Annotated in this window: 12 protein-coding genes and 1 pseudogene; 8 read left to right on the top strand and 5 right to left on the bottom strand. The window is 67.0% G+C overall.

Annotated elements, in window-relative coordinates; translation table 11 throughout:
- Positions 1–127: 127 nt before the first annotated feature.
- The 3 genes from IV113_RS25940 to IV113_RS25930 all read left to right on the top strand — a co-directional run bounded on the left by IV113_RS25940 (position 128) and on the right by IV113_RS25930 (position 4,267).
- Positions 128–1,699: a methyl-accepting chemotaxis protein gene (locus IV113_RS25940; protein WP_291091301.1), complete on the top strand. Its 1,572-nt coding sequence runs from the start codon at positions 128–130 to the stop codon at positions 1,697–1,699.
- A gap of 114 nt (positions 1,700–1,813) precedes the next feature.
- Positions 1,814–3,316: a M20 family metallopeptidase gene (locus IV113_RS25935; RefSeq protein WP_291091299.1), complete on the top strand. Its 1,503-nt coding sequence runs from the start codon at positions 1,814–1,816 to the stop codon at positions 3,314–3,316.
- A gap of 75 nt (positions 3,317–3,391) precedes the next feature.
- The gene (locus IV113_RS25930; RefSeq protein WP_291091297.1) at positions 3,392–4,267 is read left to right on the top strand and encodes an alpha/beta hydrolase; all 876 of its coding nucleotides are present in this window, start codon (positions 3,392–3,394) and stop codon (positions 4,265–4,267) included.
- Positions 4,268–4,271: 4 nt separating this feature from the next.
- Here IV113_RS25930 and IV113_RS25925 read toward each other — a convergent pair whose 3' ends face one another.
- Together IV113_RS25925 and IV113_RS25920 are read right to left on the bottom strand one after the other, a co-directional pair.
- Positions 4,272–4,769 (bottom strand): YidB family protein, encoded by a 498-nt coding sequence (locus tag IV113_RS25925; RefSeq protein WP_291091295.1) that lies wholly within the window; start codon positions 4,767–4,769, stop codon positions 4,272–4,274.
- A gap of 24 nt (positions 4,770–4,793) precedes the next feature.
- Complete coding sequence (locus IV113_RS25920; RefSeq protein ID WP_291091293.1) at positions 4,794–5,969, bottom strand: MFS transporter; 1,176 nt, start codon at positions 5,967–5,969, stop codon at positions 4,794–4,796.
- Positions 5,970–6,078: 109 nt separating this feature from the next.
- Here IV113_RS25920 and IV113_RS25915 point away from each other — a divergent pair, with 109 nt between their 5' ends.
- Both IV113_RS25915 and IV113_RS25910 read left to right on the top strand, forming a co-directional pair.
- Positions 6,079–6,795 carry an amino acid racemase gene (locus tag IV113_RS25915; RefSeq protein WP_291091292.1) on the top strand — a complete coding sequence of 239 codons (717 nt, stop codon included), beginning with the start codon at positions 6,079–6,081 and terminating at the stop codon, positions 6,793–6,795.
- Positions 6,796–6,808: 13 nt separating this feature from the next.
- Positions 6,809–7,765 (top strand): PHB depolymerase family esterase, encoded by a 957-nt coding sequence (locus IV113_RS25910; RefSeq protein WP_291091290.1) that lies wholly within the window; start codon positions 6,809–6,811, stop codon positions 7,763–7,765.
- Here IV113_RS25910 and IV113_RS25905 read toward each other — a convergent pair.
- Both IV113_RS25905 and IV113_RS25900 read right to left on the bottom strand, forming a co-directional pair.
- The gene (locus IV113_RS25905; RefSeq protein ID WP_291091288.1) at positions 7,752–8,492 is read right to left on the bottom strand and encodes a 16S rRNA (uracil(1498)-N(3))-methyltransferase; all 741 of its coding nucleotides are present in this window, start codon (positions 8,490–8,492) and stop codon (positions 7,752–7,754) included. The genes IV113_RS25910 and IV113_RS25905 overlap by 14 nt on opposite strands.
- Positions 8,493–8,494: 2 nt before the next feature.
- Positions 8,495–9,586 (bottom strand): phosphotransferase, encoded by a 1,092-nt coding sequence (locus IV113_RS25900; protein ID WP_291091286.1) that lies wholly within the window; start codon positions 9,584–9,586, stop codon positions 8,495–8,497.
- Between the two features lie 143 nt (positions 9,587–9,729).
- Here IV113_RS25900 and IV113_RS25895 point away from each other — a divergent pair, with 143 nt between their 5' ends.
- The 3 genes from IV113_RS25895 to rsmA are packed head-to-tail and all read left to right on the top strand — an operon-like array spanning position 9,730 to position 14,372.
- On the top strand, positions 9,730–12,204 hold the full coding sequence (locus IV113_RS25895) for an LPS-assembly protein LptD (RefSeq protein WP_291091284.1): 2,475 nt from the start codon (positions 9,730–9,732) through the stop codon (positions 12,202–12,204).
- Positions 12,197–13,579, top strand: a complete 1,383-nt coding sequence (locus IV113_RS25890) for a peptidylprolyl isomerase (protein WP_291091283.1) — start codon at positions 12,197–12,199, stop codon at positions 13,577–13,579. Before IV113_RS25895 ends, IV113_RS25890 begins: the two co-directional genes overlap by 8 nt.
- Before the next feature lie 28 nt (positions 13,580–13,607).
- A complete protein-coding gene (gene rsmA / locus IV113_RS25885; RefSeq protein ID WP_291091281.1) occupies positions 13,608–14,372 on the top strand; it encodes a 16S rRNA (adenine(1518)-N(6)/adenine(1519)-N(6))-dimethyltransferase RsmA in 765 nt (254 codons plus the stop codon).
- Between the two features lie 191 nt (positions 14,373–14,563).
- Here the strand turns inward: rsmA and IV113_RS25880 are convergent.
- A pseudogene (locus tag IV113_RS25880) lies at positions 14,564–14,932 on the bottom strand (barstar family protein); the annotation flags it as partial.

Genomic DNA, 14,932 nt, shown 5'->3' with positions numbered 1-14,932 from the left:
GAGCCTGAAGGAGCAGGCCAGCCGCCTCACCGAGGTCATCAAGATCTTCCGCATCAACGGTGTGTGACAGGTCTCCTGCCGGTCCACGCCATCGAATTCCTTTTCAACTCATAGACGACTTTCGACCATGCAAACCATGATGCGCCAGTTTTCCATCCGAACCCGAATGATGGGCGCCATCGGCGTCGTTCTGGTCCTGCTGACCATGATTGGTGGCGCGGGCCTGTGGGGCATGAGCCGGCTCCACGACCTCAGTGTGGAGTTTGTGGATCACGCCTTCGAGGAGACGCTCACCTTGTCCCGCCTTCAGGTGGCGCTGGGCGACATGGGTCGCTACGAGAAAGACATGATCATCAGCTACGAAAAGCCCGAGGAAGTCCTCAAGGCCAAGGCCCGATGGGAGGGCGCGCGCGACGCTGCCCTGCAGCAGATGGACCACATGCTGGTGGGCGACGAGGATGGCGACACCGCCATCGTGCGCGAGATGAAGGAGCAGCTCACGGCGTACGGCAAAGCGGCGGAGCCGGTGATCCGCCAGCTGGCCGACAACGGCTACGACACAGCCACCGTGGCCAACCGCATGCTGGCGCGCGCGCACGAGCAGTACACCGGCATCCTGGGCAACCTCAAGCGCGTTGAAGACTTGCTCAAAGTCGAGGCCGCCACGCTGCAGCAGGAGGAGAAAGACATCAACGCCCAGACGCTGCTCATCTTCGGCGTGGCCGTGGCATTGGCTGCACTCGTCGTGGTACCCACCACGCTGTCCAACATGCAAAGCATCTGCCAGCCGCTGGACCAGGCCCAGCGTCTGGCCACCGCCATCACCAACGGAGACCTCACGCAGTCGGTGCACGTCACGGGCAAGGACGAACTGGCCGCGCTCATGCAAGCCCTGGGCGGCATGCAGGCTTCGCTCTCGCGCATCGTGGGTGAGGTGCGCAACAGCACCGACAGCATCGGCACCGCCAGCGAACAGATCGCCAGTGGCAACCAGGACCTCAGCGCACGCACCGAGCAGGCGGCGAGCAACCTGCAGCAGACGGCAGCCAGCATCGACCAGATCAACAGCACGGTGCGCCAGAGTGCCGACTCGGCGCGCCAGGCCACGCAGATGGCCGTGGCCAATGCCGAGGTGGCGGTGCGCGGTGGCCAGGTGGTCAGCCAGGTGGTCACCACCATGAACGAGATCAACCAGAGCAGCCAGAAGATCGGCGACATCATCGGTGTCATCGACGGCATCGCCTTCCAGACCAACATCCTCGCGCTCAATGCCGCCGTGGAAGCGGCGCGCGCTGGCGAGCAGGGCCGCGGCTTTGCCGTGGTGGCCGCCGAAGTGCGCAGCCTGGCGCAGCGCAGTGCCCAAGCCGCCAAGGAGATCAAGGTGTTGATCGAAGCCAGCGTGAGCAAGGTCGAGATCGGATCCAAGCTGGTGGCCCAGGCCGGCAGCACCATCGGCGAGATCGTGGCCAACGCGGAGAAGGTCTCGGTGTTCATCAGTGACATCACGACCGCCGCCCAGGAGCAGTCGCAAGGCATCGGCCAGGTCAACGCCGCCGTGAGCCAGCTCGATCAGATGACGCAGCAGAACGCCGCGTTGGTGGAAGAGAGCGCCGCGGCGGCCGAAAGCCTGAAGGACCAGGCCAGCCGCCTGGCGGAGGTGGTGCGGGTGTTCCGCCTGTCGGACGCGGCACACGCCTGAGCCGACGCGCGCCCTGGGTCAAGGCCGTTCGCAGGCGCACGAACGTGCCGCTCTGCCTATACTGCGGCGGGTAGAACCCCGGACTTCGCGGGGTGCCCGTCTGGAGACCGCCGCATGAATGCTCGCCTGCCTCACGCCCTGCCGCCGCTCGATCCCGTGGCTCTGCAGTCCCACATCGAATCCGCGTGGACGAAGACCATCATCCCCGAGCTGGAGCGCTACATCGCGGTGCCGGCGAAGTCCCCTGCGTTCGACCCCGACTGGGCCAGCCGCGGCCTGCTGGACCGTGTGCTGCGCGGTGCGGCCGACTGGGTGAAGGCGCAGAAGGTCGAGGGCCTCACGCTCGAAGTGATCCGGCTCAACGACGCCCACGGTTTGCCACGCACGCCGGTGCTGTTTTTTGAAGTGCCAGCGTGCGCGGGCAAGGACGGAACGCCTGCACCAGCGTCCGGCCAGACCGTGCTGATGTACGGCCATCTCGACAAACAACCCGAATTCACCGGCTGGCGCAGCGACCTTGGCCCCTGGACGCCCAAGATCGACAACGGCAAGCTCTATGGCCGTGGCGGCGCCGACGACGGCTACGCGGTCTATGCCAGCATCGCCGCGCTGCAAGCGCTCAAGGCCCAGGGCGCGGCGCACCCGCGCATCGTCGGCTTGATCGAAACCTGCGAGGAAAGCGGCTCGGGCGACCTGCTGCCCTACGTGGACGCGTTGCGCACGCGCCTGGGCGACGTGGGTCTGGTGATCTGCCTGGACAGCGGCGCTGGCAACTACGACCAGCTCTGGCTGACCACCAGTCTGCGCGGCATGGCCAGCGGCGTGCTCAAGGTCGAGATCCTCACCGAGGGCATCCACTCGGGCGACGCGTCAGGCCTGGTGCCGTCGAGCTTTCGCATCATGCGGCAGGTGCTCGACCGGCTCGAAGACAGCGCCACCGGGCGCCTGCTGCCGGCCAGCTTTCACTGCGAAGTGCCGGCCGAGCGCATCGAGCAGGCGCGCGCCACTGCCGCGATCCTGGGCGAGGAGATCTACAAGCGCTTTCCCTGGGCCCACCACGACTGCGGCGGCTCCACCGTGTTCGCCCTGCCCACCACCACCGATCCGGTGGACGCGCTGCTCAACCGCACCTGGCGGCCCACGCTGTCGGTCACCGGTGCCGACGGTTTCCCCGAGATGCGCAACGCCGGCAACGTGCTGCGGCCCTACACCGCGTTCAAGCTGAGCCTGCGACTGCCGCCGCTGGTGGACGCGCCCCAGGCCGTGCAGGAACTCAAGGCCCTGCTGGAAGACAACGCGCCCTACCAGGCCAAGGTCACGTTCGAAGGCGAAGGAGCTGCCAGCGGCTGGAACGCGCCGGCCACCACGCCGTGGTTCGAGCAGGCCCTGCAGGACGCCTCTCAAGCGCACTTCGGCGCGGACTGCGGCACCATCGGCCAGGGGGGAACGATTCCGCTCATGAACATGCTCAGCAAAGGCTTCCCCACCGCGCAGATGATGGTGTGCGGCGTGCTCGGCCCCAAGAGCAATGCGCACGGCCCGAACGAGTTTCTGCATCTGGACTACGCGCAACGCCTGACCGCCACCGTGGCGCAGGTGATCGCCCGCATGCCCTGAACATATGAAACACCCCCGCCGCGCTTCTTGGTGGGGTTGCTTCTTGCGTTGCACTGCTGCTTGAATGAGTGATCCATGACCGACACGACCCAGGCCCCCTTCACCCTGCGCGACGGCCTCAACCTGGCCCTGTACGACTGGCCCCTGCCCATGCGTCGGCGCCCGCGCGGCGTGGTGCTCATCGTGCACGGCCTGGGCGAACACGCCTGGCGCTACGACGCGGTGGCGCGCCGTCTCAACGACTGGGGTTTCTGCGTGCGCGCCTACGACCAGCGCGGTCACGGAGACTCGGGCGGTGCCCAGGGCGTGCTGCCCGACGACGACGCGCTGCTGGATGACCTGGACGAGGTGCTGGACGACACACGCCGCCACATTGCCGAGCCGTGGGCGTGCCCGCTGATCCTCATGGGTCACAGCATGGGTGGACTGGTGTCGGCCACCTTCGTGCAGCGCGGCGTCGCCAAGGTCGATGGTCTGGTGCTGTCATCGCCTGCGTTGCAGGCCGGCATTGGCGCGGTGCAGCGCAAATTGATCGATCTGATGTACCGGTTCGCGCCCAACAAGACCCTGTCCAACGGACTGGATGCGAAAAAGATCTCGCACAACCCGGCCACGGTGGCGGCTTACGAGAACGACCGCCGGGTGCACGACCGCATCTCGGCGCGGCTGGCGCATTTCATCGACAGCAACGGGCCGCGCGTGCTGGCGGCGGCATCCCGCTGGAGCGTGCCGACCTTGCTCATGTACGCGGGCGACGACCACCTGGTCAAGCCCGAAGGCAGTCGCGCGTTTGCGGCTGCCGCGCCGCGCAACACAGTGCATGTCCAGGCTTTTGAGGGCCTGTACCACGAGATCTTCAACGAAGCCGATCCGTCGGCGGTGTTCGGCACGCTCAAGGCGTGGCTGGACGTGCTCGCCCCGCTGCCCCGGGCCACATCCGCCTCCGTCTGAAGTCTCAGCGGCGCGGCTGCATCAAGCCGCCGAGCATGCCCATGAGATCCGCCGGCGCGGGGCTGTCTTGCCCGCCGAGCAAGGCGCCGAGTGCGCCCAGGCCGTTGTCAGCGGGCACCTGGCCTTGCGGCGTGAGCTGATCGATCAGGCTCGGCAGGAGGTCGGACAGGGTGGTCGAGGCTTGGGCCGTGTTGCCACCGAACTGGGCGGCGATCATGCCCATCAGGTCGGGACCAAGCGCCTGCCCGAGCTGATCGGGGTTCACCGCCTGGTTGGTACCGGTGCCCACCCACGATTGAGCCGCCTCCCCCAGCCCGGCCGATTGCAGCTTGGCCAGCAGCCCCTGCAGACCGCCGGCGTTGTTGAGCAGCGTGCTCACCAGGGTGATCAGCAGTTGCGGGTTCAGGCCGCCAGCGGCATCGGCAGGTGCCACGCCGCCACCGCGCTGAGAACCCATCGCAGCCTCTGTGGCCGCCCCTAGCAGAGAATCCAGCAGTCCCATATCGCTCCTCCGTGAGTTGTGTGTTCAGGCCGGATTGTGGGCCTGCCCACCGCGCCGCGCAAGCCAGATCAGGGCCATGGCGGTGAGCGCCAGCGGCAGCAGCGAGCCCGCGTTCAGCCAGTGCCAGCCCTGCGTGGTCACCAGGGCGCCGGAGGCGAACGAGGTGAGCGCCATGGTGGCGAACACGCAGAAATTGATGGCCGCCTGCGCACGGTCTTTTTCTTCCGGTCGGTACGACCGCAACGAGAGCGTGGTGCTGGCGGTGAAGAGGAAGTTCCAGCCCACGCCGAGCAGGAACAGCGCGATCAGGAACTGGTGCAGTTCCACACCCGAGAGTGCCATGGCAACACAGGCCACATTGAGCGCCACACCCGTGCCCATGATGCTCAGCACGCCAAAGCGCTTGATGAGGTGCCCGGTGAAGAACCCCGGCGCGAACATGCCGATCACGTGCCACTGAAGCACCAGGGCCGCATCCTCGAACGGGAAGCCACAGACCTGCATGGCCAATGGCGTGGCCGCCATCAGCAGGTTCATCACGCCGTAACCCAGGGCTGCGCCTGCGGTGGCCACGATGAACACGGGCTGTCGCATGATCACGCTCAAGGGTCGACCGCCATCGGCGTGCGCGGCTCTGGTGGGTACCGGGGGGAACCGCATGAAGGCCATCACCGCCATGGACAGCAAGGCCAGCACCGCCAGCGACAGGTAGGCGCCCACGAAAGGCGTGTCGAACAGGCCGCGTGTGCGGCTGGCCAGATTGGGCCCGAGCACCGCACCCACCAACCCACCCGCCAGCACCAGCGACACCGCCTTTTCCCGAAACGCTGGCGCGCTGAGCTCGGCCGCGGCGAAGCGGTAGAGCTGGCCATTGGCGCTGTAGTAACCGGCGATCACGGTGGCGGCCACGAGCAGCCAGAAGTTGCGATCCATCACCGCCCAGGCGCACAGCAGGGCCGAGCCCAGCGCCACCAGCAGCCCGATCTGGAACGAGACCTTGCGCCCGAACGCGCTTTGCGTACGCGCCACCAGCGGCGTGGACAGCGCACCGCCCACCACGTAGCCCATCACCGGCAGCGTGGCCATCCAGCCCAGTGGCGCCAGCGACAACCCCACCAGGCCGTTGATGGCGATGAACACCACGTTGTTGGTGAGGAACAGGCCTTGCGCGGCGGCCAGCAGCCAGAGGTTTTTGTTCATAAGCCGTCGTTTATACAAGGCCCGTCAAAAGGGGATTTCTGCCGTGCTTCGCGGGGGCCGCTGGCGCGCAGGGCTATAGTGCCATCCCGTCCAATTCCGCTCCTGTTCCATGACGCAACACATCGGCATCGTGGCCTGTTCGGCCGAAGGCGCCGCCCTCTGTTACCGCACCCTCTGCACCGAGGGCGCCGCCCTGCTCGGGCCTCACGCGCATCCCGAAATCTCCTTGCATTCACTGTCCCTGGCCGACTATGTGGATTGCCTGAACCGCGGCGATCTGCGCGGTGTGGCCGATCTGATGCTGAGGTCCGCGACCAAGCTCGCGGCGGCCGGCGCCGACTTCCTGATCTGCCCCGACAACACGATTCACCAAGCGTTTCACCACGTCGAACCGCGCTCGCCGCTGCCCTGGCTGCACATCGCCGAAGTGGTGGCGCAGGCGGCCGCCACGCGCGGCCACCGGCGCATCGGCATCACCGGCACGCGCTGGCTGGTCGACAGCGAGGTCTATCCCGAGAAGCTCGCGGCCCTGGGCCTGCAGGCGGTGCGCCCCAGCGCGGTGGAGCGCGACGAGATCGACCGCATCATCATGGACGAACTGGTCTGTGGTGTGTTCAAGCCGGAGAGCGTGGCCCGCTTCCAGGCGGTCTTCTCGCGCCTTCGGGACGAAGGCTGCGACGCCGTGGTGCTGGGTTGCACCGAAATTCCCCTGATCATGAGCGACGCGAATTCACCACTGCCCACGCTGGACTCCACGCGCCTGCTGGCCAGGGCGGCTCTGGCGCGGGCCACGCTCGCGGGGCAGGATGGCGTGTCCACAAGCTGAAGGGAGTGCGAGCATGAACATGCGCGTGGGCTGGGTCCGGGTGCTGGGGGCCCTTCTGATGGCGGGCGCAGCGGGGTTTCCGCTCACGGGCGCCTCGCAAGGCGCGGCTTCCGTGCCCGAGTCCATCACGCGGGCCGGCGAACACCGCTTCACCTTGCAGCACGGTGGCCTGTCGCGCGAATACCTCGTGCATGTACCGGCGCGCTACCGCGCGGGCACGCCGATGCCGCTGGTGCTGTCTTTCCACGGGGGCGGTGGGAACATGGACATCCAGGCCAACGACCGCACCTACGGTCTTATCTCGCACGCGGAGAAGGCCGGTTACGTGGCGGTGTTTCCCAACGGCTTCAGCCGCCTGCGCTCGGGCAAGCTCGCGACCTGGAACGCCGGCCTGTGCTGCGGTCAGGCACGCGAGCGCAACGTGGACGATGTCGGCTTCGTGCGCGCCGTGGTGGCCGATGTGCGCCACCGCCTGAACATCGATCCGGACCGCGTCTTCGCGCAAGGCATGAGCAACGGCGGCATGCTCTCGTACCGCCTGGCCTGCGAGATGGCCGACATCTTCACGGCGATCGCCGCCGTGGCCGGCACCGACGGCTCGCCCGCCTGCGCACCATCGCGCCCGGTTTCGGTGCTGCACATCCACGCACTGGACGACGACCGCGTGTTGTTCAACGGCGGCTCGGGCCGCGCCTCCGCCACGCACGTGAACTTCGTCTCGGTGCCCGAGACGGTGGCGAAATGGGCGCGGCTCAACGGCTGCGAAGCCGCGCCCCGGCGCGTGCTGGAGGTGCCTGGCGCCTACTGCGAGACGCGCGCACCCTGCCGCGGCGGCAGCGAAGTCCGGCTCTGCGTGACCGAAACCGGTGGCCACGCCTGGCCGGGTGGGCGCAAGGTGCTCGGCGGGCAACAGGGCTCAACGGCCATCGTCGCCAACGACGTGATCTGGGACTTCTTCAGCCGCCGCTAACGGCCAGCACCAGCGCGGTGATGGCGGCGGTTTCGGCGCGCAGCACGCGCGGGCCCAGCGTGACCGGCACAAAACCGGCCGCGCGCGCCAGCGCGTCTTCCTGCGGGCTCAGGCCACCCTCGGGGCCGCTGAGGAACAGCACCGGTGTGTCGGTCTTCTCCGCCGCGAGCGCCACACCCAAGGGCTGGGTTCCCTCGGCCAGCGAGAGCAGGCAACGCAGCGCGGGTTGGGTCGCGTCGACCGTCGGCAAGGTCTTGAGCCAGGCCGTCAGCTCGTTCACCGGGTGCACGGTGGGCACGCGGTTGCCACCGCACTGTTCGCATGCTGCGATGGCCACCGACTGCCAGTGCGCCTGCTTCTTGGTGGCGCGCTCGCCTGAGAGGCGCAGCACACTGTGCGCGGTGTGCAGCGGCTGCAGGCTGGCCACGCCCAACTCGGCGGCTTTTTCAACCAGCCAGTCCATGCGGTCGTTGGCGGGCATGCCCATGGCCAGAGTCACGGCGCGCCCCGGTTCGCGTTCAGCAGCGGTGTGTGCGCCCACCGTCACGTCCACGTCGCTGCGGCCCATGCGGGTGATGGTGGCGTCCCATTCGCCACCTTCTCCGTTGAAGAGCGTGATGCTCTGCCCCGGCTGCAGGCGCAACACCTGCACATGTCGCGCGGCCGACGCGGGCAGGCTCAGGTTCTGGCCGGCGAGCAGCGGCGCGGGGCAGTGAAAGCGCGGCATGCTCAGACCCGCCCGAAGGCGTAGCCCGATGCGGCCTGCAGGCCCTCGACTTCGTCGATCAGTTGCAGGAAGGGGCCGAGCGCCCGGTAGCGGTGTGCGGTGTGACGGATGTAGCCGATGAAGCGCGGCGCATCGGCCAGGTACTTGGGCTTGCCGTCGCGCAGCGTGAGCCGGGCGAAGATGCCGGCCACCTTCAGGTGGCGCTGCAGACCCATCCACTCGACCGACCGGTAGAAAGCACCGAAGTCGCTGTGCCAGTCTTCAAAGTCCATCAAACCGGCCTTGCGCGCTTTTTCCCAGTAGCGCACGGTCACATCGATCACGAAGTCCTCATCCCAGGTGAGGAAAGCGTCGCGCATCAGGCTGGCGATGTCGTAGGTGATGGGACCGTAGACCGCGTCCTGGAAGTCGAGCACGCCGAGTTGTTGGGCCGGGGTCTCGCCGGGCTCGCGCGGCAACATCAAATTCCGCGGCATGTAGTCGCGGTGCACATAGACGCTCGGGGCGTTGAGGTTGTGCGCCACGATCGAGTCGAAAGCTTTGTGCAAGGTGTTGGCCTGCGTGTCGGTCAACTGAAACTGTTTGTGTTGCTGCAGGTACCAGTCGGGAAACAGCTGCAGCTCGCGGCGCAGCAGCGCTTCGTTGTAGGGTGGCAGCACGCCGGGTTTCGAGGCCAGCTGCCAGGCCAGCAGCGCGTCCAGCGCCTGCATGTAACGCCCGTGGTTGGCTTGTGCGTTGTCCGGATCGATGCCGTCGAGCATGGTCTGGTGACCCAGATCACCCAGCAGCATGAAGCCCTGCGGCTCGTCCCAGGCCAGCACCTCGGGCACCAGCAGACCCGCCTCGCGCATGAGCGTGGCCACGTGCACGAAAGGCTGGCAGTTCTCGTGCGCCGGTGGTGCGTCCATCACGATGAAGCTCTGCTCGGCCCGCGAGTCGATCCGCAGATAGCGCCGGAAACTCGCGTCGGCCGAAGCCGCGCGCAGGGTGTCGGGGCGCAAGCTCAACCGCTCGGCGAGCGGGCGCAGCCAGGCGGTAAAGGCGGCTTCACGTTGAGGATCGGCCCACTCGACGGCGGTGTTGGACAGGGTCATGGTGGTGGGTGTTTTGCGCCGTTTGTCAATGGGCGGCACGCGGGATCGCGCAGTGGATAATGGCCGCTGATTCTACAAACCCCCTGTGCTGATCCGCGGCTTGTCGCACGCTTTTGATCGGCCCGGTCAACGACTTCCTCCCCTTGAATCGCCGTACTCACCAGCCCCGTGTCCCTGCCTTGCCCGGTGGGCATGCGCAACCCCGTCTCAAGGCGGCCCCCGTGGCGCTGGCGGTGCGCGGCCTGCTCTCGCTGCTGGCCGTCGGTGCGCTGGGTGCACATGGCCTGGCGCAGGCCCAGTCGGGCGACGGAGACGAGGTGCCCAAGCCCGGTGTGTCGCTGCGCTCCAGCGGCATGCTGCTGGAAAGCTTGCCCGAAGACGCGAAGCAGCAGGCACCCACCTTCGTCTCGGGCGACCGCATCGAAGGGCAGACCGACAGCATCACCGCGGTGGAGGGCAATGCCGAACTGCGCCGCCACGACACGGTGATCCGTGCCGATCGCCTGCAACTCGATCAGCGCAACAACGAGGCCCAGGCCAAGGGCAACGTGCTGATCAACCGCAGCGGCGACCGTTTCGAGGGCCCCGAGCTGCAGATGAACGTCGAGACCTACCAGGGCACGTTCACCCAGCCCACATTCAACCTGCTCAAGAACGAGGGGAAGGGCGACGCCAGCCGCGTTGACTTTCTGGACGAAGACAACGCGGTGGCCCACGACGCGCGCTACTCCACCTGCCCGCGCACGCCCGGCGCCGATTGGATGCCCGCCTGGATGGTGCGCGCCACGAAGATCGAGTTCGACAACGTGAACGAAATCGGCACGGCGACAAATGGCGTGCTGGAGTTCAAGGGCGTGCCTATCCTGGGATGGCCCCACTTCTCGTTCCCGCTCACCGATGCGCGCAAGTCCGGCCTGTTGCCGCCCACGCTGAACATCGACAACATCAGCGGCCTGGAAGTCACGCTGCCGTATTACCTCAACATCGCGCCCAACCTGGACGCCACGCTCTACCCCACGCTCATGAGCAAGCGCGGCGTGGACCTGGGCGCCGAAGTGCGCTACCTGCAGCCCACCTACGCGGGTCAGGTGCGCGGCGCCTTCATGCCGTCCGACCAGCTGCGCGATGCCAACCGCTGGGGCTACTCGGCCCAGCACAATCAGACCCTCACCGGCACTGGCCTGGGGTTCGGTGGTTCGGCGGGCTTGTACCTCAACCTCAACCGCGTGAGCGACGACGATTACTGGCGCGATTTCCCGCGTGCCACCACCTCGCTCACCACCCGGCTGCTGGCCAGCGACGCGGTGTACAGCTGGGGCCAGGGCCCCTGGTCGGTGAGCGCGGGCGCCTACACCTGGCAGACGCTGCAGGACATCGCCGCGCCCATCACCCCGCCGTACGACCGACTGCCTTCGGTGGCCGTGCGCTATGGCCGCAGCGATGCACAAGTGGGCAACATCGGCGGCGTGGACTGGTCGGTGCTGAGCGAGTACACGCGCTTCCAGTCCATCCCCTCGCTCACCCGGCAAACCAACGGCGCGCGCGCGCTGACGGTGGCCGAGATCAGCCGCAGGTTTCAGGCGCCCGGTTGGTTCATCAAGCCGCGTGCCCAGCTGCACGCCACGCAGTACAGTTTTGACAACGCCCTGGCCAACGGCTCGCGCAGCGCTTCGCGCGTACTGCCCACCGTCAGCCTGGACAGCGGCTTGATCTTCGAGCGGGACGCCAGCTATTTCGGTCGCGGCTTCACGCAAACGCTGGAGCCGCGAGCCTTCTTCACCTGGACGCCCTACCGCGACCAGAGCCTGCTGCCCAACTACGACTCGGCCGCCAACGACTTCAATCTCGCCTCGATCTACAACGAGAACGTCTTCGGCGGCCATGACCGCATTTCCGACACCCGTGCGCTCACCGTCGGCGTGAGCTCGCGCCTGCTTGATCCGGACACAGGCGCCGAGGTGGTGCGCCTGGGCGTGGCGCAGCGTTACCTGTTCCGCGACCAGAACGTGTTTCTGCCCAACTCCAGCGGCCTGTCCGGCGGCGACCCGGTCAACGAGCGCCTGAGCGACATCCTGCTGGCCGCGCGTGTGCAGTGGAGCCAACGCTGGCTGACCGATACCAACGTGCAGTACAGCCCGGGCAATCGCGAATCGGTGCGCACCACGCTCAGCGGCCGCTACATGCCGAGCAAGTTCCGCGTGCTCAGCGCCGCCTACCGCCTGCAGCGCGGCCGCAGCGAACAGTTCGACGTGGGCTGGCAGTGGCCGCTCAACGATCTCTTCGGCGAGCCAGCGCGCACCGAAGTGCCTGGCCGTGCACTCGGCCCGGGTCAGTGGTACAGCGTGGGACGCATCAACTACAGCGTGCCCGATCGCAAGGTCGTCGATCTCGTGGCAGGCTTTGAGTACGATGCCGGCTGCTGGGTCGGGCGCATCGTGCTGGAGCGCCTGCAGCGCAGCACCGCCGTGGCCAACCAGCGTATCCTGTTCCAGCTGGAGTTCACGGGCTTTTCCCGCATCGGCTCCAATCCGCTGAAAACCCTCAAAGACAACGTGCCGCGCTACCAGTACCTGCGCGAAGAAATCAACCCGCCCAGCCGGTTCCAACAATATGACTGACCGCTCCCCCCTTTTCCCTCGCCTGGCCGTCTGGTTGCTGTGCAGTTCGCTGTTCGGCGCTTCGGTCGTGCATGCGCAGGCGTTGCGGCCCTCCAGCGGGTTGCGTGCGCCCGCTGCGCCAACCCCTTCGGCCTCGACGTCCCGCACCGCCGATTTCATCGTGGCGCTGGTCAACTCCGAACCGGTGACCAACAACGAAGTGCGCCAGCGCATGGTGCGCATGGAGCAGCAGCTCACCCAGCAGTCGGCGCCCGTGCCCCCACGCGACCAACTCGCCCGTCAGGTGCTGGAGCAGATCATCAGCGAGCGCGCCCAGGTGCAGCTCGGTGCCGAGCTCGGCATCCGCGTCGATGAAGCATCGCTCGCGCAGGCCGAGCAGTCCATCGCTGCGCAGAACCAGCTCACCCCCGAAGAATTCCGCCGCCGCATCGCGGCCGACGGCGTGGACATCAACCAGTTGCGCAACGACTTGCGCAACCAGATCCTGCTGCAGCGCCTGCGCGAGCGTGAGGTGGATTCGAAGGTGCGCGTGACCGAAGCCGACATCGACGACTTCATCCGCGAGCGCCAGGGCAACAACGATGTGTCCAGCCTGCAGCTCCATCTGGCGCAGGTGTTCGTGGCGGTGCCCGAAGACGCCGCGCCCGATCGCGTGCAGACGCTGCAGGCGCGCGCCCAGGGCGTGGCCGATCGCGCGCGTGCAGGCGGCGATTTTGCCGAGCTGGCGCGCGAGTTTTCCGAGGGGCCCGAGCGCGCCAATGGGGGACAGTTCGGCATGCGCCCGGCCAATCGTCTGCCCGAGCTGTTCGTGGAGGCCACCCGCTCGCTGAGTGCTGGTGGGGTCGCGGGTCCGGTGCGCAGCCCGGCGGGTTTCCACGTCCTCAAGGTGATCGAGAAGCGTCAGGCGGGACTGCCTGATGTCGCCGTCAACGAAACCCGGGCGCGCCACATCCTGTTGCGCCTCGGCCCACAACTCAGCGAAGCCGACGCCGTCGCCCGGCTGGCCGGTTACCGCCAGCAGTTGGCCAGTGGTCAGGCCACGTTTGAAGCCCTGGCGCGCGAACACAGCCAGGACGGCTCCGCGAAAGACGGCGGCAACCTCGGTTGGGCGCAAACCGGTCAGTTCGTGCCGGAGTTTGAAGCTGCCATGGGGCGCCTGCGCCCGGGCGAGGTGTCCCCGCCCGTGGTGTCGCGTTTCGGCGTGCATCTGATCCGCGTGGAAGAACGTCGGCAGAGCACGCTCTCAGCAAGGGACCAGCGCGAAATGGTGCGCGGTCTGGTGCGCGAACAGAAGATCAACGAGGCCCTGCGTACCTGGGTGCAAGACGTGCGCGGTCGCGCCTACGTCGAGTACCGCGAACCGCCCCAGCGATGATGCTGCGGGCTTCCTCGGCGGCTTGCGCATGAAGCACATTGCACGCAAGCGCTTCGGTCAGCACTTCCTGACCGATGGCGCCATCATCGAAGCCATCGTGGACGCCATCTCGCCGCAGCCTGGGGACGCGATGGTGGAAATCGGCCCCGGCCTGGCGGCACTGACGCAGCCGCTGGTGGAGCGCCTGGGCCGCCTCACGGTCATCGAGCTGGATCGTGATCTGGTGGTGCGCCTGCGCGCACATGCCCAGCTCCAGGTGGTGGAGTCCGATGTGCTGAAGGTGGATTTCACGGCGCTCGCCGCGCAGCTGGCAGCGCCCAAGCTGCGCGTGGTGGGCAACCTGCCCTACAACATCTCCACCCCCATCCTGTTTCATCTGCTGGACCATGTGTCAGTGGTTCAGGACCAGCATTTCATGCTGCAGAAGGAAGTGATCGACCGCATGGTGGCGCGCCCGGCCACCTCCGACTACAGCCGCCTTTCGGTGATGCTGCAGTGGCGCTATGCGATGGACAACGTGTTGTTCGTGCCGCCAGAGAGCTTCGACCCGCCGCCGCGAGTGGACAGCGCCATCGTGCGCATGGTGCCCCTGGCCGAGCCGCCAGCGATCGACATTGCACGCTTCTCGACGATGGTGCAGGTCGCCTTCAGCCAGCGCCGCAAGATCCTGCGCAACACGCTGGGACGTTGGCTCGAAGAACAAGGCTTCGAGGGCGAATTCGACCTGCAGCGCAGGGCCGAAGAAGTGCCGGTGAGTGAATACGTGGGCTTGATCAAAGAACTGCAGGCATGAAAAAAGCCGCTGCGTGTGCAGCGGCTTTTTGAAGGGAAGCCTGATCAGGCTGCCGCGAGCCAGTACCCGGCGTTGAACGGGCTGCTCATGCGCAGCGCCATCGGGCTCACGTCCAGGATCTTGTCCGTGGGCATGGGCTCATCGGTCTGCACCTCGATCGGCTCTTCACCCTTGGGCGAGCGGGCCACCGAGAAGGAGTAGAAGCAGCGGAACGGGATCTTGCGATCCGACCAGTAGTCGGCGGCATCGCGGAAGATGTCCAGCAACTGCTCGCGCGCTTCCTTGTCGAACTTGGCGTGCGCAGGGATGTGCTCCAACACCACGATGAACCCGGTCTGCGGCCCCGACTTGTGAACCATGTCGGTCATGCAGTCGTAGAGCGCGTCGAAGTTCTTGCCGAAGTGCGAGGGCAAGGTGTATTGCGCAGCGATCAATTCCAACACGTCCTGCTTGCTCTGGGCTTTGGCCAGATTGGCGTACAGGAAGTGATGCCCCAAGTGCTCGGCCGCGGCCTGCAGGTCTTTCACGCCATGGGCGCGAATCGACTGAACGATATTGGG

Origin of the sequence: Hydrogenophaga sp., from assembly GCF_018780385.1 — a bacterium.
Taxonomy (GTDB): Bacteria; Pseudomonadota; Gammaproteobacteria; order Burkholderiales; family Burkholderiaceae_C; genus Hydrogenophaga.
This window is presented reverse-complemented; position numbering and strand designations above follow the sequence as displayed.